Below are 25275 nucleotides of genomic sequence, written 5' to 3'. Positions count from 1 at the left end.
AGTAATGCCACGATCACCCATGGCGGGGCTCGGAGCGCTTGAGCGACCGGTGCTCTACCTCCTCGGGCTCGCAAGCGCCCTCAAAGCGGCATCGCTCATCGGCATTGCCACGGCACTGTCGGTCGGAATCGTCAGCGCCATCGACGGTGACGATCGGTGGCGTGACGCGGTTGTGTGGGGTCTTGTCTCTGCTGCGGCACGAGCGCTGGTTACGTGGGCCCAACGGGTGATATCCGCACGAGCGGCGCTGGGTGTTAAGGAGCGGCTCCGATCCGACATGGCGGAGCATCTCGTCACCTCCGGCGGAGCGAGGGTTGGCTCCCAGTCGACCTTGGCGACGCTGGGGCTCGACGAACTCGACAAGTACTACACGGTGTTCTTGCCCGCCCTGATCAATGCGGCATGCATCCCGCTTCTCATTGGCGCGCGCATCCTGTTCGCTGACTGGGTGAGCGCCCTCATAATCGTGCTGACGGTGCCGCTGATTCCCGTTTTCATGGTGCTGATCGGGCAGCACACAGAAGACCGGGTCGAGGTCGCGACCACTCAACTCGGCAGGCTCTCCGATCATCTGGTGGAGCTCGTGAGAGGCCTGCCAGTGCTGGTTGGCCTTGGCAGGGCCCGGGAGCAGGTTGCCGCACTCAGTTCACTCTCGGAGCGGTTTCGCGCCACAACAATGCAGACCCTCAAGGTCGCGTTCCTCTCGTCGCTTGCGCTCGAGCTCATTGCGACGATCTCGGTGGCGATCGTCGCGGTCTTCATCGGGTTCCGTCTCGTCGGTGGCGACATGTCGCTAGAGCTTGGCCTGCTCGCCTTGCTCCTCGCCCCTGAATGCTATGCACCGCTGCGAGACGTCGGCACAGCGTTTCACTCCTCCCAGGATGGCCAAGAGGCGCTGCGTAGGGTGCGCAACACCCTCGACACTCCGGCGCCGCGCACCATCGCCGACGGCGGAGGCGGGCCGCTCACGGTGAGCGGCCTGACCCTTCGCTATCCGGGCCGTGCCGAGGATGCGGTCGGTGGCGTGAGCTTTGTCGCCCGCACGGGCACCATCACGGTTCTCGACGGCGAGAGCGGCTCTGGCAAGTCAACAGTGCTCGGCACAATCGCCGGCGCAATTGCAGCCGGGCCCGGCGTCGATGTTCAGGGCACCATTACAGGCGTTGACCCCGATCGCATCGCCTGGCTGCCCCAGCATCCACACACGGTGGCAGCCTCTGTACGCGACGAGCTGCGGTTCTACGCCGGAATTGACACGGATGCCCCCTCCGCCGACGCCACGGCGGAATCCCGCGTCGACGATGTGCTCGCAGTTCTCGGACTGTCGCGCGTCGCCATGAGCGATCCCGCCCGGTTGAGCCCCGGCGAGCTACGCCGTCTCGCCTTCGGCCGGGTGCTGCTGCGAGCCGCGGGTGGAGCCGACCTCATTCTCTTGGATGAGCCAACCGCTCACCTCGACGCCCGGAGCGCGCAGACCGTGACCGGCCTTATTCGCTCGCTCGCCGACGGCCGCACCGTTGTGCTGGCCTCTCACGACGCCGACGTGCGAGAGATCGCCGATCACACGGTCGTTCTCGGCGCCTCCCGAACGATTGAGGCTTTGAGCGATCTTGTCGAACAGCAGGAGGCGGAACCGCTGCCGGCAATAGATGCGGCGGAGAGCGAGCTTGCTCCCACTCGCTCTGCGCTAGCCGAACTGGCGCTGTTTCTCGCCCCGGTTCGCTGGAAGATGCTGCTGGCTGTGCTCCTCGGCGTAGCCTCTTCGGCTTTTGCCATCTCGCTCACTGCCGTCTCGGCATGGCTCATCGTGCGGGCAAGCGAGCAGCCTCCGATCATGTATCTACTTGTGGCCATCGTGGGGGTGCGATTCTTCGGGCTCGGGCGCGCGGTTCTTCGCTACTGCGAACGGCTTGTTTCGCACGATGCGATCTTCGCCGCCCTCGGCGCAATGCGCACCAGACTCTGGGTTGGCCTCGCCGATCTTGGCACTACCCATCGCGCCCTCCTCACCGGCTCAACCGCCCTGGATCGACTGGTGAGAGACGCCGATCGGGTGAGGGATCTGGTGCTGCGGGTGGTGACCCCGGTTCTCGTGGGAGTGCTCATCACCGCAGCGGCGGTCGTCGTTTTGGCCTCAATCGAGCCCCGAGCTTTGCCCCTGCTCATCACGCTCGCGGTTGCGGTACTGGTCGTCGCTCCCGTTGTGGCCCTTGCTGCCGATCGATCCGCGGCAAAGTCGGAGGACCGGTTCCGCTCGCAGGTACTGCGAGAGTTCTCTGCGACGCTCGCCGCAGCATCCGATCTTCGCGTCAATGGGCTCGCAGCACGGGCGGTGGATCGGCTTCGGCGGAGCGATGCAGCAGCCGGCGTTCAGAGTCGGCGCAGCGCATGGGCTCTGGGGCTCGCCAGTGCCATCGTCGTGGCTGCCTGCGGTTCGGCATCCGTCGTGATGCTCGCCGTTTCGGCAGAAGCCGTGAGCTCCGGCAGGCTTGAGGGAGCGCTGTCTGCCGTCCTCGTGCTCACGCCGCTCGGTCTTATCGAGCCGCTTCTGGAGTTCGTTGGCGGGGTTCAGCTCTGGCCAACCCTCAGGGCACAGTTGCGTCGCGAGTCGGCGCTCACGAGCTCTGCCGATCGCGCTCCGGGCGATGAATCACCATCGGGCGAGCGTGTCACCCGTCTTGAACTGCACGACGTAACCGCCCGCTGGCCCGGCGCCGCCCACCCTGTCTGTGCTCCCGTCTCGGCACGCGTCGATCAGGGGGAGTGGCTCGTCATCACGGGGCCTTCCGGTTCGGGCAAGTCCACCCTTCTCACGCTGCTTCTCGGCTATCTCACGCCGAACTCCGGGCGTTACTTGCTCAATGGCGTTGACGCAGCCGATTTCGATACGTCTCTGCGGTCACACATCGCCTGGTGCCCTCAGGAGGGCCACCTTTTCGACTCAACTCTGCGGGGCAACCTTCTCATCGCCAGGCCTCGCGATGACGCCCCTGACGACTCCGAGATGACGGATGCGCTACGCCGAGTCGGGCTGCACGAGCTCCTGAACACGCTGCCGTTGGGCCTCGATACACCTATCGGTTCTGAGGGCGCACTCCTCTCTGGCGGAGAGCGTCAGCGGGTGGCGATTGCCCGCACTCTATTGACCAGAGCAGAGGTCATCCTGCTCGATGAGCCGACGGCTCACCTCGACCTCGCATCGTCTCGAGAGATGATGGCGGATCTGCGGCGGGGGCTTGCCGACCGCATCACAGTGTTGGTCACGCATCACACCGTGGGCCTCGTGCCGTCCGATGCCGTGCTGCGCCTCGTGCCTGCCGAAGAAGTCTCGGCTCCCAGCAGGAATGTCGGTGCCGCTGCCTAGACTTGGCATGTGCAAGCTACGAGGTCAGTAAGGCCCTTTGAGGTCATCAGCGACTACACCCCCAGCGGCGACCAGCCCACAGCAATTGCCGAGCTCACCGCCAGAATCAATGCTGGCGAAACGGATGTCGTGCTGCTGGGCGCCACAGGAACCGGCAAGTCCGCAACCACCGCGTGGCTCATCGAACAGGTTCAGCGGCCAACCCTGGTCATGGCCCATAACAAGACGCTCGCCGCGCAACTCGCGAATGAGTTTCGCGATCTGATGCCCAACAATGCGGTCGAGTACTTCGTCTCGTACTACGACTACTACCAGCCAGAGGCCTACGTTCCGCAGACGGATACGTTCATCGAAAAGGACAGTTCGATCAACGCCGAAGTCGAGCGGTTGCGCCACTCGACCACAAACTCGCTCTTGAGCCGGCGCGACGTGATCGTCGTGTCGACCGTGTCGTGCATCTATGGTCTCGGTGCCGCCGAAGAGTACTTAGAAGCCATGATCGCCCTGCAGGTCGGCGACCGCATGTCCCGTGACGCCATCATCCGGCGCTTCGTTGGTATGCAGTACCAGCGCAACGACGTCGACTTCTCCCGCGGCAAGTTCCGGGTGCGCGGCGACACGATCGAGATCATCCCGATGTACGAAGAGAACGCAATCCGTATCGAGATGTTCGGCGACGAAATCGAGGCGCTCTACGCCCTTCACCCGCTCACGGGCGAGGTGATCAAGCAAATGGATGCCGTATCCGTATTCCCAGCGACACACTATGCAGCGAGTCCCGCCACCATGCAGCGCGCGATCGTGAGCATAAAAGAGGAGCTTGAGGAGCGCCTCGCCGAGCTTGAGCGTCAGGGCAAGCTGCTCGAGGCCCAGCGGCTGCGGATGCGAACGACCTTCGACCTCGAAATGATGGAACAGATCGGATTCTGCAGCGGCATTGAGAACTACTCGCGGCACATCGACGGGCGCGCTGCGGGTGCACCGCCCAGCTGTCTGCTCGACTACTTCCCCGACGACTTCCTCGTCGTGATCGACGAATCGCACGTCACGGTTCCCCAGATCGGAGCGATGTACGAGGGCGACGCCTCTCGCAAGCGCACCCTCGTCGAACACGGTTTCCGCCTTCCCAGCGCCATGGACAACCGGCCGCTCAAGTTCGGGGAGTTTCTTGACCGTGTCGGCCAGAAGGTCTACCTCTCGGCGACTCCCGGCAAATACGAGATGGGCATAACGGACAGCGTCGTTGAGCAGATTATTCGGCCCACCGGTCTTATCGACCCCGAGATCATCGTTAAGCCCAGCAAGGGCCAGATCGACGACCTGCTTGAGCAGATTCGCCAGCGCACGGCCAAGAATGAGCGCGTCCTCGTCACCACGCTGACAAAGAAGATGGCGGAGGAACTCACCGACTTCCTTACCGAAGCCGGGGTGCGCGTGCGGTACCTGCACTCCGATGTTGACACTCTCCGTCGAGTCGAGCTGCTCACCGAGCTGCGCCAGGGCGTCTATGACGTGCTCGTGGGCATCAACCTGCTTCGCGAGGGTCTTGACCTGCCCGAGGTGTCACTGGTGGCCATTCTTGATGCGGACAAGGAGGGCTTTCTGCGCTCCTCGACCTCGCTCATCCAGACCATTGGCCGCGCGGCGCGAAACGTCTCAGGATCCGTCCACATGTATGCAGACGTGGTTACCGATTCGATGCGCCACGCGATCGAAGAGACCGACCGGCGACGTGAGAAGCAGATCGAGTACAACGTCGCCAACGGCATCGACCCAACGCCTCTGCGCAAGAAGATCGCCGACATCACCGACGTACTCGCCCGCGAGGAGGCCGACACTGCCGAGTTGCTCGCCTCGAGGCGCGGCCGCTCGGGTGGCGACTCCCGCAAGCGCACTCCGACGCCGCATCTCAAGGAGGGCAGCCGGTTTGAGGGGATCGCAGCCGCCGGGGCAACCGATATCGAGTCGCTCATCTCCGACCTCAACGACCAGATGCTGCAGGCGGCCGCCGAACTCAAGTTCGAGCTTGCCGGTCGGCTCCGCGACGAGGTGGCCGACCTTAAGAAGGAGCTTCGCCAGATGGAAGCGGCCGGGCACATCTGAGTCTCAGTCGCTATACGATAGAACAGATGTTCTAATTCAGATCACCACCGGGTTGCCGGTGACCGTCAAACGAGAGAACGTAGACTCACGCCAGTGACCATTTCCCCGGTTCAATCAGATTCGCAGTTGAGCGTGCGAGGCGCTCGGGTTCACAACCTTCGCAACGTTGATCTAGACATTCCGCGAGATGCGCTCGTGGTCTTCACTGGCCTCTCCGGCTCAGGTAAATCATCGCTCGCGTTCGACACCATCTTCGCCGAAGGTCAGCGCCGCTACGTCGAATCTCTGTCGGCCTACGCACGCCAGTTTCTCGGTCAGGTCGATCGACCCGACGTCGATTTCATCGAGGGCCTGAGCCCCGCAGTATCGATCGACCAGAAGTCGACGAACCGCAACCCTCGGTCGACCGTGGGCACGATCACCGAGATCTACGACTACATGCGTCTGCTGTGGGCACGCATCGGCATTCCGCACTGTGCAATCTGCGGTGAGCGCATCGCGCGCCAGACGGTGCAGCAGATCGCCGACCAGCTCATGACGCTCGAGACCGGCACTCGGTACCAGATCGTGAGCCCCGTTGTTTCACAGAAGAAGGGCGAGTTCGTCGACCTCTTCAAGGAGCTGGCCGCATCCGGCTACTCACGGGCGATCGTCGACGGTGAGCAGATTCAACTTAGCTCGCCCCCCACCCTCAAAAAGCAGGTCAAGCACGATATTTCCGTCGTCGTCGACCGCCTCGTCGCCGCTGATGATGTGTTGTCGCGCCTCACCGATTCGCTCGAAACCGCTCTCCGGCTTACCGACGGCCTCGTCGCCATCAACTACGTCGACCGTGAGGGGTCCGCGGCCTGGCAGTCATTCAGCGAGAAGCTGTCATGCCCCAATAACCATCCGGTTCAACTGACGGAGATCGAACCTCGAACGTTCTCGTTCAACGCTCCTTTCGGGGCCTGCCCGGAGTGTTCCGGCCTCGGCACCCGAATGGCGGTCGATTCTGAGCTCCTCCTCGGTGACACCGAGCTGAGCCTCGCCGACGGCGTCATCCTTCCGTGGACGCAAGGCGGCAAGGGCCTTTACAACTACTTCCAGCGCCTCCTCGAGGGGCTTGCGCGCGACCTCGATTTCTCGCTGAAGACTCCGTGGCGTGACCTTTCGGACGACGTTCAGAATGCCATTCTTCGGGGCAATGACTTCCAGGTAAGCGTCAAGTGGAAGAACCGTTTTGGTCGAGAAATGAAGTACACGACCGGTTTCGAGGGAGTCATTCCCTACATAGAGCGCAAGTTCATCGAGGCGGAGAGCGATTCGGCTCGCCAGCGCTACGCAAGCTACCTGCGGGAGATTCCCTGTGCTGTGTGTGATGGCAAGCGACTGAAGCCGGAGGTACTCGCGGTCACGGTGGATGACCGCAGCATCGCCGATGTCGCCGATCTCAGCCTCATTGACGCGTTCGCCTTCATGAACGACCTCGAACTCACCGATCGCGAAGCAACGATCGCCGCTGCGGTGCTCCGGGAGATCCGAGCCCGGCTGTCGTTCCTCATCGAAGTGGGGCTCAACTACCTCAACCTCGCTCGCTCAGCCGGTTCTCTTTCGGGCGGAGAGGCGCAGCGCATCCGTCTGGCGACTCAGATTGGCTCTGGCCTGACCGGCGTGCTCTATGTGCTTGACGAGCCCAGCATCGGTCTCCACCAGCGCGATAACCGCAGGCTGATTGAAACCCTCGTCAAGCTCAAGAGCCTCGGCAACACGCTCATCGTTGTCGAACACGATGAAGACACGATTCGCACGGCCGACTGGATCGTGGATATCGGTCCAGGAGCGGGAGAACACGGCGGAACAGTCGTTCATTCAGGCTCGTATGCCGACCTGCTGGCAAACACGGAATCGGTGACGGGAGATTACCTATCCGGCCGCCAGTCCATCGCAGTACCCGCCGTTCGCCGGCCCATCGATCCCGAGCGGATGCTCACCGTCGAGGGCGCACGGGCCAACAACCTCCGGTCAGTGACGGCGTCGATCCCACTCGGCACGCTGACCGCCATCACTGGAGTCAGCGGCTCTGGCAAGTCTTCGCTCATCAACGACATCCTCTACAAGGTGTTGGCCAACGAGCTCAACGGGGCGCGGCAGATTCCGGGCAAGCACACCCGCGTCACGGGGCTCGAGAGCCTCGACAAAGTTGTCCACGTTGATCAGGCACCGATCGGCCGCACCCCTCGATCGAACCCTGCGACCTACACGGGAGTATTTGACCGCATCCGCACGCTCTTTGCCGAGACGGCGGAGGCCAAGGCTCGTGGTTATCTGCCGGGCCGTTTCAGCTTCAACGTCAAGGGCGGTCGGTGCGAGAACTGCTCCGGTGACGGCACGATCAAGATCGAGATGAACTTCTTGCCTGACGTCTACGTCACCTGCGAGGTCTGCGGGGGAGCGCGCTACAACCGCGAAACGCTCTCCGTGCACTACAAGGGCAAGAACATTGCCGAAGTTCTCGATATGCCGATCAGCGAGGCCGCCGAGTTCTTCGAGGCAATCGGTGCGATCCACCGCTACCTCACGACACTCGTCGATGTCGGACTCGGGTACGTTCGCCTCGGTCAGAGCGCGACCACCCTGTCGGGAGGAGAAGCTCAGCGCGTCAAGCTTGCGACGGAACTGCAGCGGCGGTCGAACGGACGCAGCATTTATGTGCTCGACGAACCGACCACTGGTCTTCACTTCGAAGACGTTCGCAAGCTCCTGATGGTGCTCAACAGCCTGGTCGACAAGGGCAATTCGGTGGTCGTAATCGAGCACAATCTCGATGTGATCAAGTCAGCGGACTGGATTATCGACCTCGGACCCGAGGGAGGCTCCGGTGGTGGTCAGATCGTGGCTACAGGAACTCCTGAGGATGTTGCCCGGTCCAAGAAGAGCCACACAGGCCTATACCTCAAAGAGGTTCTGAGCCAGTCGGTGACGGCCGAACGGCTCAGTGTTGCCAATGGCAAGCGCGCTACTCCTGCGAAGAAGGTGTCTCAGGCGAAGTCCTCCGCACCGGTCAAGAAGGCTGCCGTTCGGCCACGCAAAGCTAGCTGACGCGGAGGGGCGTCATGGCGGAGAACACGGTCAGTTACCGGCCCAAAGCCGGCGAAATTCCGACCCAACCGGGCGTCTATCGGTTTCGCGATCCCCAGGGGCGCATTCTCTATGTCGGCAAGGCTAAGAATCTTCGCGCACGACTGAGCAACTACTTTGCGCCGTTGCCGAGCCTGCATGAGCGCACGAGACGCATGGTCACGACCGCGGCCTCTGTGGAATGGACCGTGGTCGGCAGCGAGTTCGAAGCTCTCCAACTTGAGTTCACCTGGATCAAAGAGTTTGATCCGCCCTTCAACGTTCAGTTTCGCGACGACAAGTCGTACCCGTATCTCGCGATAACCCTGGGCGACGATGTTCCCAGGGTCATGGTCACCCGAACCAAGTCAATCAAGGGGGCCCGCTACTTCGGGCCGTACACCAAGGTTTGGGCGATCCGAGAGACCGTGGATCTCATGCTCAAGGCTTTTCCTATGCGCAGTTGCTCTGACTCGACGTACAAGCGCGCAGAGCAAGCGGGAAGACCATGTCTTCTCGGTGATATCGGCAAGTGCGCTGCGCCGTGCGTCGGCCGGGTCACGAAAGAAGAACACAAGTCGATAGCGCTCGACTTCGCCTCTTTTATGGCCGGCCAAGATACTCGCTACGTCGCCCTGCTCACGGAGCGGATGATGACAGCCGCGGCCGAACAAGATTATGAGTCCGCAGCCCGGCTGCGTGATCAGCGTTCGGCTCTTGAGACCGTGCTCTCCAAGAACTCAATCGTCCTCTCGGACAGCGTCGACGTCGACATCATCGGCATCGCCCACGATGAACTGGCTGCGGCGGTTCAACAGTTCGTCGTGCGCGGCGGACGAATCCGCGGAGTCCGCGGCTGGGTGGTCGACAAGGAGCTCGACGTTGAGCTGCCCGAGCTGGTCGAATCTGTATTGCAGAACGCCTACGGCGACGATAGTGAGCCACCTCGGCGCATCATCGTTCCCGCGCTGCCAGAGGACACGTCTGAGCTCGAACTCTGGCTGGCCGGGCGCCGCTGGGAGACCTCGGGCTCCCACGGCAAGGTAACGCTGCAGGTCGCCAAGAGGGGGGATCTCGCAAGCCTGGCTCAGACGGTAGAGACAAACGCGAAACACGCGTTAATGCTCTATAAGACCCGGCGCAGCGGGGACTTTGTCGCGCGCTCCCAGGCCCTGGCCGACATCCAAGAGGCGCTGGGCATGCCCGATGCCCCTCTGCGTATGGAGTGCTACGACGTCTCACATCTCTCCGGCACCAACATCGTCGCATCCATGGTCGTGTTCGAGGATGGGCTGCCCCGCAAAGACCAGTACCGCCGTTTCAGCATCCCCGAATCCACCGACGATACCGAGTCGATCTACCAGACACTGCGGCGTCGACTAGCGCACATCAGCGAAGAGGCTGTTGTTAGCGACTCGGCAGAAGAGCTAACCGCCCCACGGGACGGCACGAGCCGGAGGTTCGCGTATCGCCCCAATCTTCTGGTTGTCGACGGCGGTCAGCCACAGGTGCAGGCGGCGGCGCGCGCGCTCCGCGAGCTGGGCATAACCGATATCCACCTGTGCGGCATCGCGAAACGCCTCGAAGAGATCTGGCTTCCCGACTCGGACTATCCCGTGATCCTGCCCAGAAACAGCGACGCGCTGTTCTTGTTTCAGCGTATGCGCGACGAGGCTCATCGGTTCGCCATCACGTACCAGAGGCAGCGGCGCAAGCGGGATATCGGCACAGTGCTCTCCGATATCCCTGGCGTGGGCGCGTCCCGCGTCAAACTGCTCCTCAAGGAGTTTGGGTCGGTCACTCGCCTCAAGGCGGCATCGGCGGAGCAGATTGCCGAAATCAGGGGCATCGGGCCGGTTCTGGCAGAGACGATTCACCGTCGCCTCCGGGAGTGAATAGCGGCCACCAAGATGGGTAGGCTGGAGTCTGCTCATCGAGGGCACGCACCAGACTGAGGGGATGAGGGCAACCGGCATGGCGGAGGGGTCCGAGCGACACGAAGTCTTGATCGTTACCGGCATGTCCGGCGCCGGTCGGTCGACTGTCGGAAACGCGCTTGAGGACCTCGGATGGTACGTCGTCGACAACCTTCCTCCTCAGATGCTGCGGCCCCTCGTCGAACTCGCGGGTCGGGCTGGCGGCAGCCTTCCACGAATCGCGGCCATCGTCGACGTCCGAGGTGGACGACTCTTTGCCGATCTCCGCGAGAGCATCGATGCGCTTCGCTCAGGCAACAACGTTCGCGTGGTCTTTCTCGACGCCACTGACGCGGCCCTCGTTCGCCGATTCGAACAGGTGCGCAGGCCGCATCCGCTTCAGGGTGATGGCACACTCCTCGATGGCATCTCTGCCGAACGAGCAAGGATGCTCGAGATCCGCGAGTCGAGCGACCTCGTCATCGACACCTCGGATCTCAATATCCATCAACTGGCCACAACCGTGAATGAGATCTTCAGCCCGGAGCACGCTCCAAATCTGAGGATCACGGTGAGCAGCTTCGGTTTCAAGTACGGTGTTCCGACGGATGCCGACCTGGTTGCCGACATGCGTTTTCTCCCGAACCCGTTCTGGATTCCCGAGCTCAAGAGCCTCGATGGGCTCGACGAGCGGGTCAGTTCGTTCGTCCTCGCCCAAGAGGGCGCCGAGGAGTTCATTTCTGGCTATATGGGAGCGCTCGCTCCCGTTCTCGCGGGCTATCAGCGCGAGAACAAGAGGCATGCGACGATCGCAATCGGCTGCACGGGCGGCAAACACCGCTCGGTTGCCACGGCAGAAGAACTCGCGCGTCGCCTCCGTGCAATTCCCGGCGTCGCGGTCAGCGTTAAGCACCGCGACCTCGGACGTGAGTGACACGCGCCACACTTCGCACACTATTTCCCCGCACTAACAGCATGAAAGGATCCACCAGTGGCTCTCACTGCCGATGTCAAAGATGAGCTCACCGGAGTACAGGTGAGCAAGACGACGGTCAGGGCAGCAGAGCTGTCGACTATCCTCCGTTTCTCGGGAGGACTGCACATGATTTCTGGGCGCATCGCGATCGAGTCCGAACTCGACACTCCCGCTCTCGCTCGCCGCGTGCGCAAGGACCTGGCTGAGCTGTACGGCGTCCGCAGCGACGTTTCGGTCGTGCCAGCAAGCGGCATGCGCAAAGACCCGCACTATCTTGTTCGTGTCATCGAGGGCGGGGAAACACTCGCTCGCCAGACCGGCCTGCTTGATGCACGTCGGCGCCCCATCCGCGGACTCCCCAACCGCCTCACGACCGGTTCTCGGGATGATCTCGCGGCAATTTGGCGCGGCGCATTTCTCGCCCAGGGCACCCTCACCGACCCGGGTCGATCGGCAGCACTTGAGGTCGTCTGCCCCGGCAATGAGGCCGCCATGGCTCTTGTCGGCGCGGCTGCCAGACTGAGCATCTCCGCCAAGGCGAGGGATGTTCGCGGTATCCACCGAGTCGTCATTCGCGACGGTGAGGCAATCAGCGCGATGCTTATCGCGATGGGTGCCGTCGAAACGGTGGAAAGCTGGGAGACCCTGCGTCAGCGTCGAGAGGTCCGCGCAACGGCGAACCGTCTCGTGAACTTCGACGACGCCAACCTGCGCCGCTCCGCACAGGCTGCGGTCGCGGCATGCGCACGAGTCGAACGGGCCCTGGAGATTCTGGGGGAGGACATCCCCGAGCACCTACGCTACGCAGGCGAGTTGCGGCTTCGCTTCCGCGAGGCCAGCCTCGACGAGCTGGGGCACCATGCCGAGCCACCCATCACCAAGGATGCCGTGGCTGGTCGCATCCGTCGACTGCTCGCGATGGCCGATAAGAAGGCCCAAGACACGGGAGTTCCCGGCACCGATGCGAACCTGCCATCGGAGTACGAGGACGCGTAGACTGAACCCCATCCCGCCGAGAGCACATCCTCCGGTGTGCTGCGGTTTTGATCAAGGAGAACCAGATGGCTGAATACACCCTTCCCGAACTGCCGTATGACTATGCGGCACTCGAACCCAGCATCAGCGGCACGATCATGGAGCTGCATCACAGCAAGCACCACCAGGCTTACGTGACGGGAGCCAACACGGCTCTTGCCCAGCTCGCCGAGGCACGCGATAAGGGCGACCTCGCAAACGTCAACAAGCTTGAGAAGGATCTCGCGTTCAACCTGGGCGGGCACGTCAACCACTCGGTTTTCTGGACCAACATGTCCCCAGATGGTGGAGACAAGCCCACCGGCGACCTTGCGGCCGCGATCGACGACAACTTCGGTTCATTCGAGAAGTTCCAGGCGCACTTCACCGCAACAGCCCTGGGTGTCCAGGGCTCCGGCTGGTCGGTTCTCTCGTGGGACTCGATCGGGCAGCGACTCATCATCCAGCAGCTCTTCGACCAGCAGAGCAATTCGGCAGCCGGCACGGTGCCGATCCTCATGCTCGATGTGTGGGAGCACGCTTACTACATCGACTACAAGAACGTCCGCGCGGACTACGTCAAGGCGTTCTGGAACATCGTGAACTGGGCTAACGTTCAGCAGCGTCTCGAGGCTGCCCGCAAGGGCACGACGGGCCTGCTGGTACTCTCCTAGTCATTGCTCCGGGTCGGCCACGTGCCGGCCCGGAGAGCATCTCCGAGCACCTCCAGGTTCCACCTGCAACACGAAAACAGCACCACTGTTTCCGCACCCCCACACGCATCCTGGTCCATCCGACCGACGATGCATTTAACAACAGGAGTCCCTCTTGAGCGTCAAGATCGGTATCAATGGCTTTGGCCGAATCGGCCGCAACTACTTCCGTGCCGCTCTGGCACAGGGGAGTGACCTCGACATCGTCGCGGTCAACGACCTCACCGACACCGCCACCCTCGCCCATTTGCTCAAGTACGACTCCATCACGGGTCGCCTTGATGCAACCGTCGAGGTGTCTGGCGACAGCATTGTCGTCAATGGCAAGGCCATCAAGGTCCTCGCCGAGCGCGACCCTGCCAACCTGCCCTGGGCGGAGCTCGGCGTCGACATCGTTATCGAGTCGACCGGCTTCTTCACCAAAGCTGATGGTGCGCGCAAGCACATCGAAGCTGGCGCCAAGAAGGTGCTCATCTCTGCCCCGGCCAGTGGCGAAGACGCCACGTTCGTTGTCGGTGTTAACCACGAGAGCTACGACCCCGAGCGTCACCACATCATCTCCAACGCGTCGTGCACCACGAACTGCCTTGCTCCTCTCGCCAAGGTGTTCAACGACACGTTCGGAATCGAGCGCGGTTTGATGACAACGGTTCACGCCTACACGGCTGACCAGAACCTCCAGGACGGCCCTCACAAGGACCTGCGTCGCGCTCGCGCTGCCGCAATCAACATCGTCCCGACCTCCACTGGTGCGGCAAAGGCCATCGGCCTGGTCATGCCAGAGCTCGTCGGCAAGCTCGACGGTTTCGCCCTGCGCGTTCCTGTCCCCACCGGGTCCATCACCGACCTCACGGTGACGGCATCGCGTCCTGTGACCGTGGACGAGATCAAGGATGCTTACCGCGCAGCCGCCGAAGGCTCGCTCAAGGGCATCCTCAAGTACACAGAAGACCCGATCGTTTCGAGCGACATCGTCACCGACCCGCACTCATCGATCTTCGATGCTGGCCTTCTGCGCGTCATTGGTGACCAGGTGAAGCTCACTGCCTGGTACGACAACGAGTGGGGCTACTCCAACCGCCTCGTCGACCTCACGGAATACGTCGCAGACCGCCTCTGACTCCGTTCGATCAAGAAAGCTCAGATGACTCTCCGCACTCTCGATTCTCTCGGTGACCTCAAGGGTCGCTCCGTCGTAGTTCGCTGCGACCTCAATGTGCCGCTGGACGGGTCCGTCATAACGGATGACGGACGCATCCGAGCGTCGCTGGCAACACTGCGTCGGCTCTCCGAGGCAGGAGCACGGGTCATAGCGATCTCACACCTCGGTCGCCCCAAGGGTGCACCGGAGGATCGGTTCAGCCTCGCGCCCGTCGCAGAGCGGTTGTCTGAGCTTCTTGACGCGCCCGTCGCATTCGCAACCGACACCGTTGGGGACTCCGCCAGGGCCGTTGTTTCATCGCTACGCGATGGCGATGTTGCCCTGCTGGAGAACCTTCGGTTCAACCCGGAGGAGACGTCGAAAGACGAGTCGGTTCGCGAAGGCTTCGCGGCCCAGCTCGCTGCATTCGGTGATGCGTTCGTCTCCGACGGTTTCGGAGTAGTGCACCGCAAGCAGGCGAGCGTCTATGAGCTGGCCAAGGCGCTTCCGAGCGCCGCTGGCCTGCTCATCGCCACGGAGCTGGACGTTCTCGAACGCCTCACCGAACGCCCTCAGAAGCCGTACACGGTGGTTCTCGGCGGCTCCAAGGTGTCCGACAAACTCGGCGTCATAGGGCACCTCCTTCCCAAGGTCGACACGTTGCTTATCGGCGGGGGAATGATGTACACCTTCCTCGCCGCTCAGGGTTACGGCGTCGGGGCGAGCCTTCTTGAAGAGGACCAAATCGAGACGGTCCGCGGCTACCTTGCCGAGGCTGAGCGTCTGGGAGTCGAAATCGTGATCCCCGTGGATGCCGTTGTCGCATCCAAATTTGGTGCGGATGCCGAACACGTCGTTCGCCCCGCCGACAAGCTAGAAGACACGCCATGGGGTGCGTCGGGCCTCGGACTCGACATCGGGCCGGCGACGGCGGAACGTTTCGCCTCCGCTATCGCCTCGTCGTCGACCGTGTTCTGGAACGGCCCCATGGGTGTCTTTGAAATCGAGGCATTTGCGGAGGGCACCAGAGCGGTGGCCGAGGCGCTGACTCAGGTAGACGGCCTTTCCGTCGTTGGCGGGGGCGACTCCGCCGCCGCTGTCAGGGCCCTTGGCTTTGACGATTCCCAGTTTGGTCATATTTCTACGGGCGGCGGCGCTAGCCTCGAGTTTCTCGAAGGCAAGTCCCTCCCCGGCTTGGAGGTCCTCGGTTGGCAGTGAAAACAGGCTCTGCGGGCGGACGCGTTCCGTTCATCGCAGGCAACTGGAAGATGAACCTCGATCATCTGCAGTCCATCGCATTTGTGCAGAAGCTCGCATGGAGCCTCAAAGATGCTCGTTTCGATTTCTCCGAAGTCGAAGTTGCCGTCTTCCCGCCATTCACCGACCTGCGCTCGGTGCAGACGCTGATTGCCGCTGACAAGCTCCAGCTCAAGTACGGCGCGCAGGATCTCTCGACCCACGACTCGGGTGCCTACACCGGCGAGATCTCTGGTGCGTTCCTCAAGGCACTCGACTGCGAGTACGTGATCATCGGGCATTCGGAGCGTCGCACGCTGCACAACGAGACTGATGGTGTTGTTGCGGCCAAGGTCGCTGCCGCACTCAAGCATGGGCTCGTCCCCGTGATCTGTGTCGGAGAGACAGCCGACGATCTAGCCGAACATGGGCCGAGCGCGGTGCCGGTTGCGCAGCTCACGGCCGCTCTCGCTGGCGTAGCTCAGGGTGCCAATGTTGTTGTGGCGTATGAGCCCGTCTGGGCAATCGGATCGGGCCAGGCTGCAACGCCTGAGCAGGCAGAACAGGTTGCCGTTGCTCTTCGCGCGGTGGTCAGCTCGGCGCTCGGTGACGAGGCTGGGGCCGCAACTCGCATTCTGTATGGCGGTTCCGTCAAGTCCTCTAACATTGCCGGATTCCTGCGTCAGCCGAATGTTGATGGAGCGCTCGTCGGCGGCGCAAGCCTCGATGTCGCGGAGTTCTCGAGCATCAGCCGGTTCAAGAGCCACGTCGACATCTGATCGAGCCTGCCGCCGCCTGTGAGGCGTCGGCTATACTGATCAACGGCTTACCTGCTCCCGAGTGCGTACCGTCCGCGCCGCGGGCACCATCGAAAGGCTTTTCGTGCAGATTCTTCAGGTCATCCTGCAGGTCATCCTGGGCATCACCAGTCTCCTGCTGACGCTGCTTATCCTGCTTCACCGCGGGCGAGGTGGCGGCCTGTCCGACATGTTCGGTGGCGGCGTAACGTCGAACCTCGGTTCATCGGGCGTTGCGGAGCGCAACCTCAATCGTTTCACGGTGATTCTAGGACTCGTATGGATCACAACCATCGTCGTCCTCGGACTCATCACCAAGTTCGACTCGGCAGTATAAGGAGCAATCGTGGCATCAGGTGGCAGCGCCATTAGGGGGTCGCGCGTAGGCGCAGGGCCCATGGGCGAGCAGGACCGCGGTTTCCACGCGGAGCGTATTCAGGTTCATTACTGGTGCGGCAGTGGCCACCAGATGAGCCCCTACTTTCTCGCGACGATCGAGCCAGAAGAGGTTCCTGAACAGCTCGACTGCCCGAACTGTGGCGCTCCCGCTGGCCGGGACCGCGAAAACCCTCCCAAGGTTGCGAAGCTCGAGCCCTACAAGACCCACCTTGCTTACGTGAAGGAACGCCGCACCGAAGAGGAGGCAGTTACTCTTCTCGAGGAGGCCCTGACTCAGCTTCGGGCGCGCCGAGGCTCGGTTGCTCAGTAAGAGCCCTCACGCAGACTGTGAACCGCTCCCGACCATTGGTCGGGAGCGGTTCAGTCGTTAACGAGTCGGACGTGACCGGAGTCGACTGGTCTTAGTCGTTACCGTCAATGAGCTCGCGGGGGACATCGACAGCCGCGTCGTTATCAACGAAGAAGATTGTTTCGCGCTGGCCCTGAACGCCCGCTACGGGAACAAGGTGGACGCTGGCTCCCGCCAATGCGAGCCCCAGCGCTGACGCCTTGTCCTGGCCTGCGACAACAAGCCACACGCGCTGAGCCTTGTTGATCACGGGCATGGTGAGGCTCAGACGCTCGGGCGGAGGCTTGGGGGAGTCGCGGATGGCGACCACGGTTCCGGCATCGTCGAGCTCTCCTCGGCGGGGGAACAAAGACGCCACATGCCCGTCGGGGCCGACGCCGAGAAACAGCAGGTCAAACGCCACAGCGTCGTCGCCGGGAGCCGCCGCACTGCGCAGATCCTCTGCATACTTGACCGCGGCCTCGTCGAGCGTGAGACCGGAGTCAGCGGCAGGGAACGCATGCAGATTGGCCTCGGGAACCTCGACGGACCCGAGCAGAGCATCCCATGCCTGCTGCGCATTACGATCCGCGTGGTGGGCGGGAACCCACCGCTCGTCACCCCACCACAGGTCGATACGGCCCCAATTGATGGTGTTGCGGAGCGGCGATGCGGCGACAGCGGCAAGAACGCCGATGCCCACTGAACCACCCGTGAGGCACACGCTCACCCTCGACTGCTCGGATTGCAGCGACACGATCTCGGCGATAAATCGGCCAGCAACGGAGTCGACCAGGGCATCCTTCGAGTCGTGCACAATCACTTGGCGGCGCGGCTGCGTCATTGTCGCTCCCGATTCTGGGGCTCGGCCAGGTTGCTGAGCCCTTCAACGACCACCGTACCGAACAAGTCGTCTGGGTCGAGGCGCCGAAGCTCCTCGGCGAGGCAGTCGCGCAGGCTCCGTCGGGGCAGCGAGATGTCGTGGACGGGCTGTCCGGGCTGGGTCAGGGTGGCGATGGGAGCGTGCGTCCGTTCCAAGACGATGTCGCCCGACGCCCTACTGAGGGTGACTCCGTGGATTCCCGAGGCGCCGTCGGTTGTCAGCTCGTACGACACGACCACCTCAAGCTGTTTCTGCAGCCAAGCGGCGAGGAGGCGGGTCGACGGTGAGTCGGATGATCCGCGCACATGCACTGCGGTCACCGAGTCATAGGGTGGCTGGTCCAGTACAGCGGCGAGTTGAGCACGCCAGAGCGTGAGCCTGGTCCACGCGAAGTCAGTGTCACCGGGGGCGTAGCTCGAACTGAGGCCTTCGAGAAAGGCTCCGGGGTCTTCGTGTGCCGCGGAGTCAGTGATGCGACGTTGCGCAATCCGACCGAGCGATGATGCCGAAACAACATCCGGTGTGCGGCCGGGCCACCACGCGACGACGGGGGCGTCGGGCAGCAGCAATCCCATGACAAGGCTCTCTTCGCTCCGAGCGTTATCGCCATAGGCCATGAGCACAATGACCTCGCTGGCCCCTGCATCGCCACCGACACGGATCTGTGCGTCAAGGCGTGTCGGCGTGGTGTCTCCGAGCGGGGGAGTCGAGACCACAATCACTCGCATGGGGTGCTCGCGCGATGCATCGTTTGCTGCCTCGATCGCCTCTTCTTCTTTTCCGATCTCGGTGGAGATCACGAGGGTGAGCACGCGCCCGAGCGCGACGACGCCACCCTCTTCACGAAGACGCACGAGGGCTTTAGAAATAGCACTGCCGTTGGTGGTGGGCAGATCGACAATCACGGGCGTCTCCAGGTGCGGCCGTCACGAGCGAGGAGCTCGTCGGCAGATGATGGGCCCCAGGTTCCGGGACGGTACTGCTCCGGCTGCCCCTGGGTCGCCCAGAATTCCTCGATCGGGTCGAGAATCTTCCAGCTGAGTTCGACCTCTTCATGGCGCGGGAACAATGGCGGGTCACCCAGCAGCACGTCGAGAATTAACCGCTCATAGGCTTCTGGGCTGGCCTCGGTGAACGCGTGTCCATAGCCAAAGTCCATCGTCACGTCGCGCACCTGCATCCCGGCGCCAGGGACCTTCGATCCGAAGCGGATGGTGACCCCCTCATCCGGCTGCACGCGAATGACGAGGGCATTCTGGCCGAGGGCCGAGGTCTGATCCGCCGCAAACAGATACTGCGGCGCACGCTTGAACACGACCGCAATCTCGGTTACGCGACGACCGAGCCGTTTGCCAGCGCGCAGGTAGAAGGGAACTCCAGCCCAGCGCCGGGTGCCGACATCCAACCGGATCGCGGCAAACGTTTCGGTGGTGGATTCGGGGTCCATGCCGTCTTCTTCGAGAAAGCCGATGACCTTTTCGCCGCCCTGCCGGCCAGCACTGTACTGCCCGCGTGCCGTGGCCGTCGACAGATCCTTCGGCAGGCTCACTGCGGCAAGAACCTTTTCCTTCTCGGCGCGCAGTTCAGTGGCGCTGAACGAGATCGGCTCCTCCATCGCTGTGAGAGCGAGCAACTGAAGGAGGTGATTCTGGATGACATCGCGTGCAGCACCAATGCCGTCGTAGTAGCCGGCTCGGCCGCCGACCCCAATGTCCTCGGCCATCGTGATCTGCACATGATCGACGTAGTGCGCGTTCCACAGCGGTTCGAAGAGCTGATTGGCAAACCTCAGAGCGAGGATGTTCTGCACCGTCTCCTTGCCGAGGTAATGGTCGATGCGGAACACAGAATCCGCAGGGAACACCGATTCGACGACGTTGTTGAGCTCGCGGGCCGAAGCCAAGTCACTGCCAAACGGCTTCTCGATCACAACGCGCCGCCATTGGCCCTCACGCTGTTCTGCAAGGCCCGAACGACGGAGCTGTTCCGTCACGACCGGGAACGACTTCGGCGGAATCGAGAGATAGAACGCATGGTTTCCCATCGTTCCCCGCTCGCGATCTAGCTCGTCGAGGGTTGAACTCAGACGCTCGAAAGCGTCGTCATCGTCAAACTCTCCCTGCACAAAACGAATGCCCTGGGCGAGTTGCTTCCATACCTCTTCGTCGAACGGCGTTCGAGCGTACTTCTTGACGTTCTCGTGCACAACGCGCTCAAAATCCTGGTCTTCCCACTCCCGGCGGGCGAACCCGACAAGGGCGAACCCCGGCGGCAGCAGACCCCGGTTGGCGAGGTCGTAGACCGCCGGCATGAGCTTCTTACGCGAAAGGTCGCCCGTAACGCCGAAGATAACGAGCGCGCTCGGCCCGGCAATGCGATTGAGCCGTCGATCCGAAGGCAGTCGGAGCGGATTGAACTCAGACGTGATGTCAACAGGCGCCATTAGCGGATGATGTCCAAAACGGTCTCGACGCCCTGAGGGTTTTCGCTCAGGGTGAGCGTCAGAACGGGGCGACCATGCGCCTCTAGAACGCTGGCATCGCCGGCGGCCTGCGCATGAAGAAGCTCACCGAAGGTGAACGGTCGTCCGGGGATATCAAGGTCTTCGGATGCCGTGCCCACAAGCTGCAAGAAGACGCCTACGGCTGGCCCTCCCTTGTGGAACTGCCCCGTTGAATGCAGAAAGCGGGGACCCCATCCGAATGTCACCGGGCGAGCGGTGCGAGCAGCTAGGCGCTCGCGCAGCAGCTCGAGCTCTGGGTAGGCACCGCGGTCTAGGTAGGCCTGCACCGAAACGTAGCCGCCGTGGGGGAGCGAAGAGAGAAGTGCTTCGACAGCCGCGTCGATGGACGTTGCAGCCGCGATAATGCTCTGCGTGCCGCGCACCTCGATGCCCGACTCCACGAACGCTGCAGGGGTCGGCTCTGGCTGCTGCTCGAGGAATCCACGGGTAGCAATTTTCGCCGACTCGACGTCGGGCTGATCAAACGGATTGATGCCAAGGAGGCGACCGGCAACCGCCGTTGCGTACTCCCAAACGAGCAACTGGGCGCCGAGTGTACCGCTGATCTCGATCTCGCCCGCTGCGACCTCTTCGGTCTCGCGCTCGCTCTCGACCAGGCGAACGATCTGAACGTCGTTCAGCCCCAGCTTGACCTCCGTTGAGTACTTGTCGAGCACGATCGGCAGGATTCCCTTGCCATCCTTGCCGGTCGACTCAGCGATCAACTGTTCTGCCCAGTCGGCAAAGCCAACGATGTAGGTGCCGTCCGGCACGATCGCGAGCTTGTCGCGCAACGGCCGAGTTCCGGCAATGGCGGCTCCGAGAATCAGCCCGGGGTTGGAGGGGTGGTCGACGGCAAGACGACCGGCAACTGACGACGCCTCATCCAAGAGCGCTGCGATGTCGACACCGGCGAGGCCGGAGGGCACGAGACCGAATGCCGTCAGCGCGGAATATCGCCCTCCGACGTTGGGGTCGGCGTTGAAGACTCGGTAGCCGTCAGCGCGCGCGGCCTGGTCGAGCGGCGAATCGGGGTCCGTGACGATGATGATGCGGGTGATCGGGTCGATTCCCGCTTCCGCGAATGCGCGTTCATAGACTCGCTTCTGGCTGTCGGTCTCGACCGTCGAACCAGACTTCGATGAGATGACGACGGCAGTGTGGTCGATGCGGTGGTTCAGCGCCCTGAGCACCTGCTCAGGGTCTGTCGCATCGAGCACAGTGAGCTCAACGCCCGCCGTGCGGGTGATGACCTCGGGAGCGAGGGACGACCCTCCCATACCACCGAGCACAATATGGTCGACCCCCTCCGACCGAAGGCGGTCGCGAAGGGCAATGATGTCATCAACCAGTCCGTCCGAAACAACGACAGCTTCGGTCCAGCCGAGACGTTTCGCGGCCTCGCCTTCGGCCGCCGGGCCCCAGAGGGTGGGATCCTGTGCCGTAATGCGGGAGGCCACGAGATCGGAAACGAGTTGCGGGACGATCCTGTCCACTGCCTCGGCAGCATCCCCGCTTACGCTGATATCGAAGCTCACCGCGCCGCCTCCAGCGCTGCGCTAACGGTGTCGAGCAATTCGTTCCACGAGACGATGAACTTGTCGACGCCCTCCTTCTCGAGAAGTCCGACAACCTCGTCGTATGAAATACCGAGCGAGTCGATGTCATCGAGCACTTCGTTGGCCTCTGCATACGCTCCGGTGATCGTGTCGCCACGGATAACGCCCTGCTCGAAAGTGGCCTCCATGGTCTTCTCCGGCATCGTGTTGACCACGTTCGGGGCTACCAGTTCGACAACGTAAGACGTGGGGTCGAGGGTGGGATCCTTAACCCCGGTTGAGGCCCAGAGGGGGCGCTGCACGTGGGCGCCAGCGGCCAGGAGCGACTTGGCGCGCTCCGTGTCAAACGCCTGCTCGAACACCTGGTAAGCGAGGCGAGCGTTCGCGATGCCAGCCTTGCCTCGCAGGGCGGTCGCCTTCTCGGTGCCGATGGCATCGAGCCGCTTGTCAATCTCCGTGTCAACGCGCGACACAAAGAACGAGGCAACCGAGCGGATGCCTGCCAGATCGACACCGGCATCCTTGGCACGCTCAAGACCCGTCAGGTAAGCATTGATCACTTCGCGGTAGCGCTCAAGGCTAAAGATCAGGGTCACGTTGACGCTGATGCCCTCGGCGATGAGCGCCGTGATGGCTTCGAGTCCTGCGATGGTCGCGGGCACCTTGATCATCGCGTTGGGGCGGTTGACCTTGGCCCAGAGCTGAGTTCCCTGCTCGATCGTGCCTGCAGCGTCGTGTGCGAGTCCGGGTTCAACCTCGATCGAGACCCGCCCATCCTGGCCGTCAGTCGAGTCGTACACCGGGCGAAGAATGTCGCATCCCGCAGCCACGTCGTCCGTCGTGATCTCGAAGACGGCTTCAGTGACGCTCACATTGGACTTGGCAAGAGCGGCAACCTGCTCGTCGTAGGCAGCGCCCTTGGCCAGTGCCCCCGCAAAGATCGTGGGGTTGGTGGTGACACCGACGACGCTGCGCTCGGCGAGCAGGCGCTGCAATCCGCCGGAGTTGATGCGCTCACGGGACAGGTCGTCGAGCCAGATGCTGACGCCAGCGGCTGACAGTGCTGCGAGGGGATTCGTGGTCATTGCTCTATTTTCCTCTGGGCTTCTGTGCTGGGGGTGTGGAAGCTCGTGGCCGTTAGACGGCGGCAAGCGATTCGCGGGCAGCCGAGATGGCGTGCTCCGTGGTGACACCGAACTCGCGGTACAGCGTCTTGTAGTCAGCCGATGCTCCGAAGTGCTCGATGGAGACGCTGCGGCCAGCGTCTCCCACGTAGCGGCGCCAGGTGAGGTCGAGACCGGCTTCAATGGAGACTCGAGCCCGAACGGCCGCTGGCAACACCGACTCGCGGTAGTCGGCGTCCTGCTTCTCGAACCATTCAAGGCACGGGGCGGAGACGACGCGGGCGTTGATACCCTCGGCGCGCAGCACCTCGCGCGCCTCAACCGCGATCTGAACCTCAGATCCCGTTGCGATGAAGATGAGGTCGGGCGTTCCGCCGGGCGCTTCGGCGAGCACATAAGCGCCGCGGTCGACATTGCGAGCCGACGCGAAGGTGTCACCAACAGCGTCCCCCTCGCCTCGTTCGAACACGGGAACGTTCTGCCGAGTGAGGGCGATACCGGCGGGGCCTTCTCGGCGCGCCAGGATGGCCTTCCAGGCCCAGGCAACCTCGTTGGCGTCTGCCGGGCGAACGATGTCGAGACCGGGAATTGCGCGCAGGGTCGCAAGCTGTTCGATGGGCTGATGTGTTGGCCCGTCTTCGCCGAGGGCCACGGAGTCGTGGGTCCACACGTAGATCGCCGGTGCCTTCATAAGCGCGGCAAGCCGCACAGCCGGGCGCATGTAGTCGCTGAAGATCAGGAACGTTCCGCCGAAGGGCCGCGTGTTGCCGTGCAACACAATGCCGTTGAGAATCGCGGCCATGGCGTGCTCGCGAATGCCGAAGTGTAGGACGCGACCGTACTTGTCGCCCTTCCACTCATGAGTCGAGTGCTCGGCCGGAACGAATGACGCTGCGCCTGCGATCGTGGTCAGGTTCGACTCGGCGAGGTCGGCAGATCCGCCCCACAGCTCGGGAATCACCGATCCGAGTGCGCCGAGCACCTTGCCAGAGGCGGCGCGCGTCGAGACCTCCTTGCCTGGCTCGAACACGGGGAGTGCCTCGTCGACGCCCTCCGGCAGATCTCCCGCGAGGACGCGATCGAGCAAAATTTTGCGCTCGGGGTTCGCCGTAGCCCACTTGTCGAACTGAGTGTCCCAGGCGGCGCGCGCCTCATGACCACGTTCGATCGCGCGACGCGTGTGCTCGATAACCTCGGGCTCAACGTCAAAAGTCTTCTCGGGGTCGAACCCCAGAATCGTCTTGGTCGCCGCGAGCTCGTCAGCGCCCAGAGCGGATCCGTGAATCTTGCCCGTGTTCTTCTTGGTCGGGGCAGGCCACCCAATGATCGTGCGCAGCACGATCAGCGTCGGCTTAGTCGTTGTCGCCTTGGCCGACTCGATCGCGGCGTTGAGCTCTGCGATGTCTTCGTGGTACTCACCGGTCTTCTTCCAGTCGACCGTGAGCACCTGCCATCCGTAGGACTCGTAGCGGGCCGTGACATCTTCGGTGAATGCAATGTCCGTGTCGTCTTCGATGGAGATCTGGTTGCTGTCGTAGATCACGACGAGATTGCCGAGCTGCTGATGACCAGCGAGCGATGAGGCCTCGCTCGTTACGCCCTCCTGCAGGTCGCCATCGCCAGCGATCACGTAAACAAAGTGATCAAACGGGCTCGTACCTTGCGGCGCCTCTGGGTCGAATAGGCCGCGTTCGAAGCGGGCGGCGTAGGCGAACCCCACGGCAGAGGCGAGCCCCTGACCGAGCGGCCCCGTGGTGATCTCCACACCGTCGGTGTGCCCATATTCGGGGTGCCCAGGAGTCTTCGACCCCCACGTGCGCAGCGCCTTCAGATCATCGAGTTCGAGTCCGTAGCCGCCGAAGTACAGCTGGACATACTGCGTCAACGAAGAGTGGCCGGCCGAGAGGATGAAGCGGTCGCGGCCAATCCAGGTGGAGTCACTGGGGTCCCGGCGCATGACCTTCTGAAACAGGAGATAGGCGGCGGGAGCAAGGGACATCGCGGTCCCAGGGTGCCCGTTCCCCACTTTTTCGACGGCGTCTGCCGCGAGAATACGAGCGGTATCAACCGCACGGTCGTCGATGGGATCCCATTGGAAAGCTGCCACGTGGATGATGACC

The 25275-nt window shown here is 62.8% G+C and carries 18 protein-coding genes; 12 read left to right on the top strand and 6 right to left on the bottom strand.

Annotated features, from left to right (window positions below; genetic code table 11):
* Positions 1 to 4: 4 nt before the first annotated feature.
* The 12 genes from cydD (at position 5) to C2138_RS06480 (ending at position 17068) form a co-directional block, all read left to right on the top strand.
* Positions 5 to 3364 carry a thiol reductant ABC exporter subunit CydD gene (gene cydD / locus C2138_RS06535; RefSeq protein ID WP_241961204.1) on the top strand — a complete coding sequence of 1120 codons (3360 nt, stop codon included), beginning with the start codon at positions 5 to 7 and terminating at the stop codon, positions 3362 to 3364.
* 9 nt (positions 3365 to 3373) lie between these two features.
* Positions 3374 to 5467, top strand: coding sequence for an excinuclease ABC subunit UvrB (gene uvrB / locus C2138_RS06530; protein WP_108516471.1), 2094 nt, complete (start codon positions 3374 to 3376; stop codon positions 5465 to 5467).
* A gap of 93 nt (positions 5468 to 5560) precedes the next feature.
* Positions 5561 to 8548, top strand: a complete 2988-nt coding sequence (uvrA, locus tag C2138_RS06525) for an excinuclease ABC subunit UvrA (protein WP_108516469.1) — start codon at positions 5561 to 5563, stop codon at positions 8546 to 8548.
* Positions 8549 to 8562: 14 nt separating this feature from the next.
* Positions 8563 to 10461, top strand: a complete 1899-nt coding sequence (gene uvrC / locus C2138_RS06520) for an excinuclease ABC subunit UvrC (protein WP_108516467.1) — start codon at positions 8563 to 8565, stop codon at positions 10459 to 10461.
* Positions 10462 to 10540: 79 nt separating this feature from the next.
* Complete coding sequence (gene rapZ / locus C2138_RS06515) at positions 10541 to 11416, top strand: RNase adapter RapZ (protein WP_108518893.1); 876 nt, start codon at positions 10541 to 10543, stop codon at positions 11414 to 11416.
* Positions 11417 to 11473: 57 nt separating this feature from the next.
* Positions 11474 to 12454 (top strand): DNA-binding protein WhiA, encoded by a 981-nt coding sequence (whiA, locus tag C2138_RS06510; RefSeq protein ID WP_108516466.1) that lies wholly within the window; start codon positions 11474 to 11476, stop codon positions 12452 to 12454.
* A gap of 65 nt (positions 12455 to 12519) precedes the next feature.
* On the top strand, positions 12520 to 13146 hold the full coding sequence (locus tag C2138_RS06505; protein WP_108516464.1) for a superoxide dismutase: 627 nt from the start codon (positions 12520 to 12522) through the stop codon (positions 13144 to 13146).
* Positions 13147 to 13300: 154 nt separating this feature from the next.
* Entirely contained in the window at positions 13301 to 14305 is a 1005-nt protein-coding gene (gene gap / locus C2138_RS06500) for a type I glyceraldehyde-3-phosphate dehydrogenase (RefSeq protein ID WP_108516462.1), read from the top strand.
* A gap of 24 nt (positions 14306 to 14329) precedes the next feature.
* Positions 14330 to 15544, top strand: coding sequence for a phosphoglycerate kinase (locus C2138_RS06495; protein WP_108516460.1), 1215 nt, complete (start codon positions 14330 to 14332; stop codon positions 15542 to 15544).
* A complete protein-coding gene (gene tpiA / locus C2138_RS06490) occupies positions 15535 to 16341 on the top strand; it encodes a triose-phosphate isomerase (RefSeq protein WP_277871928.1) in 807 nt (268 codons plus the stop codon). The genes C2138_RS06495 and tpiA overlap by 10 nt, the downstream gene beginning before the upstream one ends.
* Before the next feature lie 103 nt (positions 16342 to 16444).
* Positions 16445 to 16696, top strand: coding sequence for a preprotein translocase subunit SecG (secG, locus tag C2138_RS06485; protein ID WP_108518889.1), 252 nt, complete (start codon positions 16445 to 16447; stop codon positions 16694 to 16696).
* A 9-nt stretch (positions 16697 to 16705) separates the two neighbouring features.
* Positions 16706 to 17068 (top strand): RNA polymerase-binding protein RbpA, encoded by a 363-nt coding sequence (locus C2138_RS06480; RefSeq protein WP_108516459.1) that lies wholly within the window; start codon positions 16706 to 16708, stop codon positions 17066 to 17068.
* 91 nt (positions 17069 to 17159) lie between these two features.
* On the opposite strand, the gene pgl is transcribed toward C2138_RS06480, so the two are convergent.
* Genes pgl through tkt form a run of 6 tightly spaced genes read right to left on the bottom strand, consistent with a single transcriptional unit; the run spans position 17160 to position 25262 of the window.
* Positions 17160 to 17930: a 6-phosphogluconolactonase gene (gene pgl / locus C2138_RS06475; protein WP_108516457.1), complete on the bottom strand. Its 771-nt coding sequence runs from the start codon at positions 17928 to 17930 to the stop codon at positions 17160 to 17162.
* Positions 17927 to 18874, bottom strand: a complete 948-nt coding sequence (locus tag C2138_RS06470; protein WP_108516455.1) for a glucose-6-phosphate dehydrogenase assembly protein OpcA — start codon at positions 18872 to 18874, stop codon at positions 17927 to 17929. Before C2138_RS06470 ends, pgl begins: the two co-directional genes overlap by 4 nt.
* Positions 18871 to 20412 (bottom strand): glucose-6-phosphate dehydrogenase, encoded by a 1542-nt coding sequence (gene zwf, locus C2138_RS06465; RefSeq protein ID WP_108516454.1) that lies wholly within the window; start codon positions 20410 to 20412, stop codon positions 18871 to 18873. The genes C2138_RS06470 and zwf overlap by 4 nt, the downstream gene beginning before the upstream one ends.
* Positions 20412 to 22010 carry a phosphoglucose isomerase-related protein gene (locus C2138_RS06460; RefSeq protein WP_108516452.1) on the bottom strand — a complete coding sequence of 533 codons (1599 nt, stop codon included), beginning with the start codon at positions 22008 to 22010 and terminating at the stop codon, positions 20412 to 20414. Before C2138_RS06460 ends, zwf begins: the two co-directional genes overlap by 1 nt.
* On the bottom strand, positions 22007 to 23116 hold the full coding sequence (gene tal / locus C2138_RS06455) for a transaldolase (RefSeq protein WP_108516451.1): 1110 nt from the start codon (positions 23114 to 23116) through the stop codon (positions 22007 to 22009). Before tal ends, C2138_RS06460 begins: the two co-directional genes overlap by 4 nt.
* Positions 23117 to 23168: 52 nt before the next feature.
* A complete protein-coding gene (gene tkt, locus C2138_RS06450) occupies positions 23169 to 25262 on the bottom strand; it encodes a transketolase (protein ID WP_108516449.1) in 2094 nt (697 codons plus the stop codon).
* Between the last annotated feature and the right edge of the window lie 13 nt (positions 25263 to 25275).

Source organism: Salinibacterium hongtaonis, assembly GCF_003065485.1.
Taxonomy (GTDB): domain Bacteria; phylum Actinomycetota; class Actinomycetes; order Actinomycetales; family Microbacteriaceae; genus Homoserinimonas; species Homoserinimonas hongtaonis.
Note: the sequence above shows the minus strand (reverse complement) of the source record. Positions and strands in the feature narration are given on the sequence as shown.

Coding starts and splice junctions, on each gene's coding strand:
- cydD (WP_241961204.1), top strand. CDS start 5: ATGCCACGATCACCCATGGCGGGGCTCGGAGCGCTTGAGCGACCGGTG.
- pgl (WP_108516457.1), bottom strand. CDS start 17,930: ATGACGCAGCCGCGCCGCCAAGTGATTGTGCACGACTCGAAGGATGCC.
- rapZ (WP_108518893.1), top strand. CDS start 10,541: ATGGCGGAGGGGTCCGAGCGACACGAAGTCTTGATCGTTACCGGCATG.
- tal (WP_108516451.1), bottom strand. CDS start 23,116: ATGACCACGAATCCCCTCGCAGCACTGTCAGCCGCTGGCGTCAGCATC.
- C2138_RS06495 (WP_108516460.1), top strand. CDS start 14,330: ATGACTCTCCGCACTCTCGATTCTCTCGGTGACCTCAAGGGTCGCTCC.
- zwf (WP_108516454.1), bottom strand. CDS start 20,412: ATGGCGCCTGTTGACATCACGTCTGAGTTCAATCCGCTCCGACTGCCT.
- C2138_RS06505 (WP_108516464.1), top strand. CDS start 12,520: ATGGCTGAATACACCCTTCCCGAACTGCCGTATGACTATGCGGCACTC.
- uvrC (WP_108516467.1), top strand. CDS start 8,563: ATGGCGGAGAACACGGTCAGTTACCGGCCCAAAGCCGGCGAAATTCCG.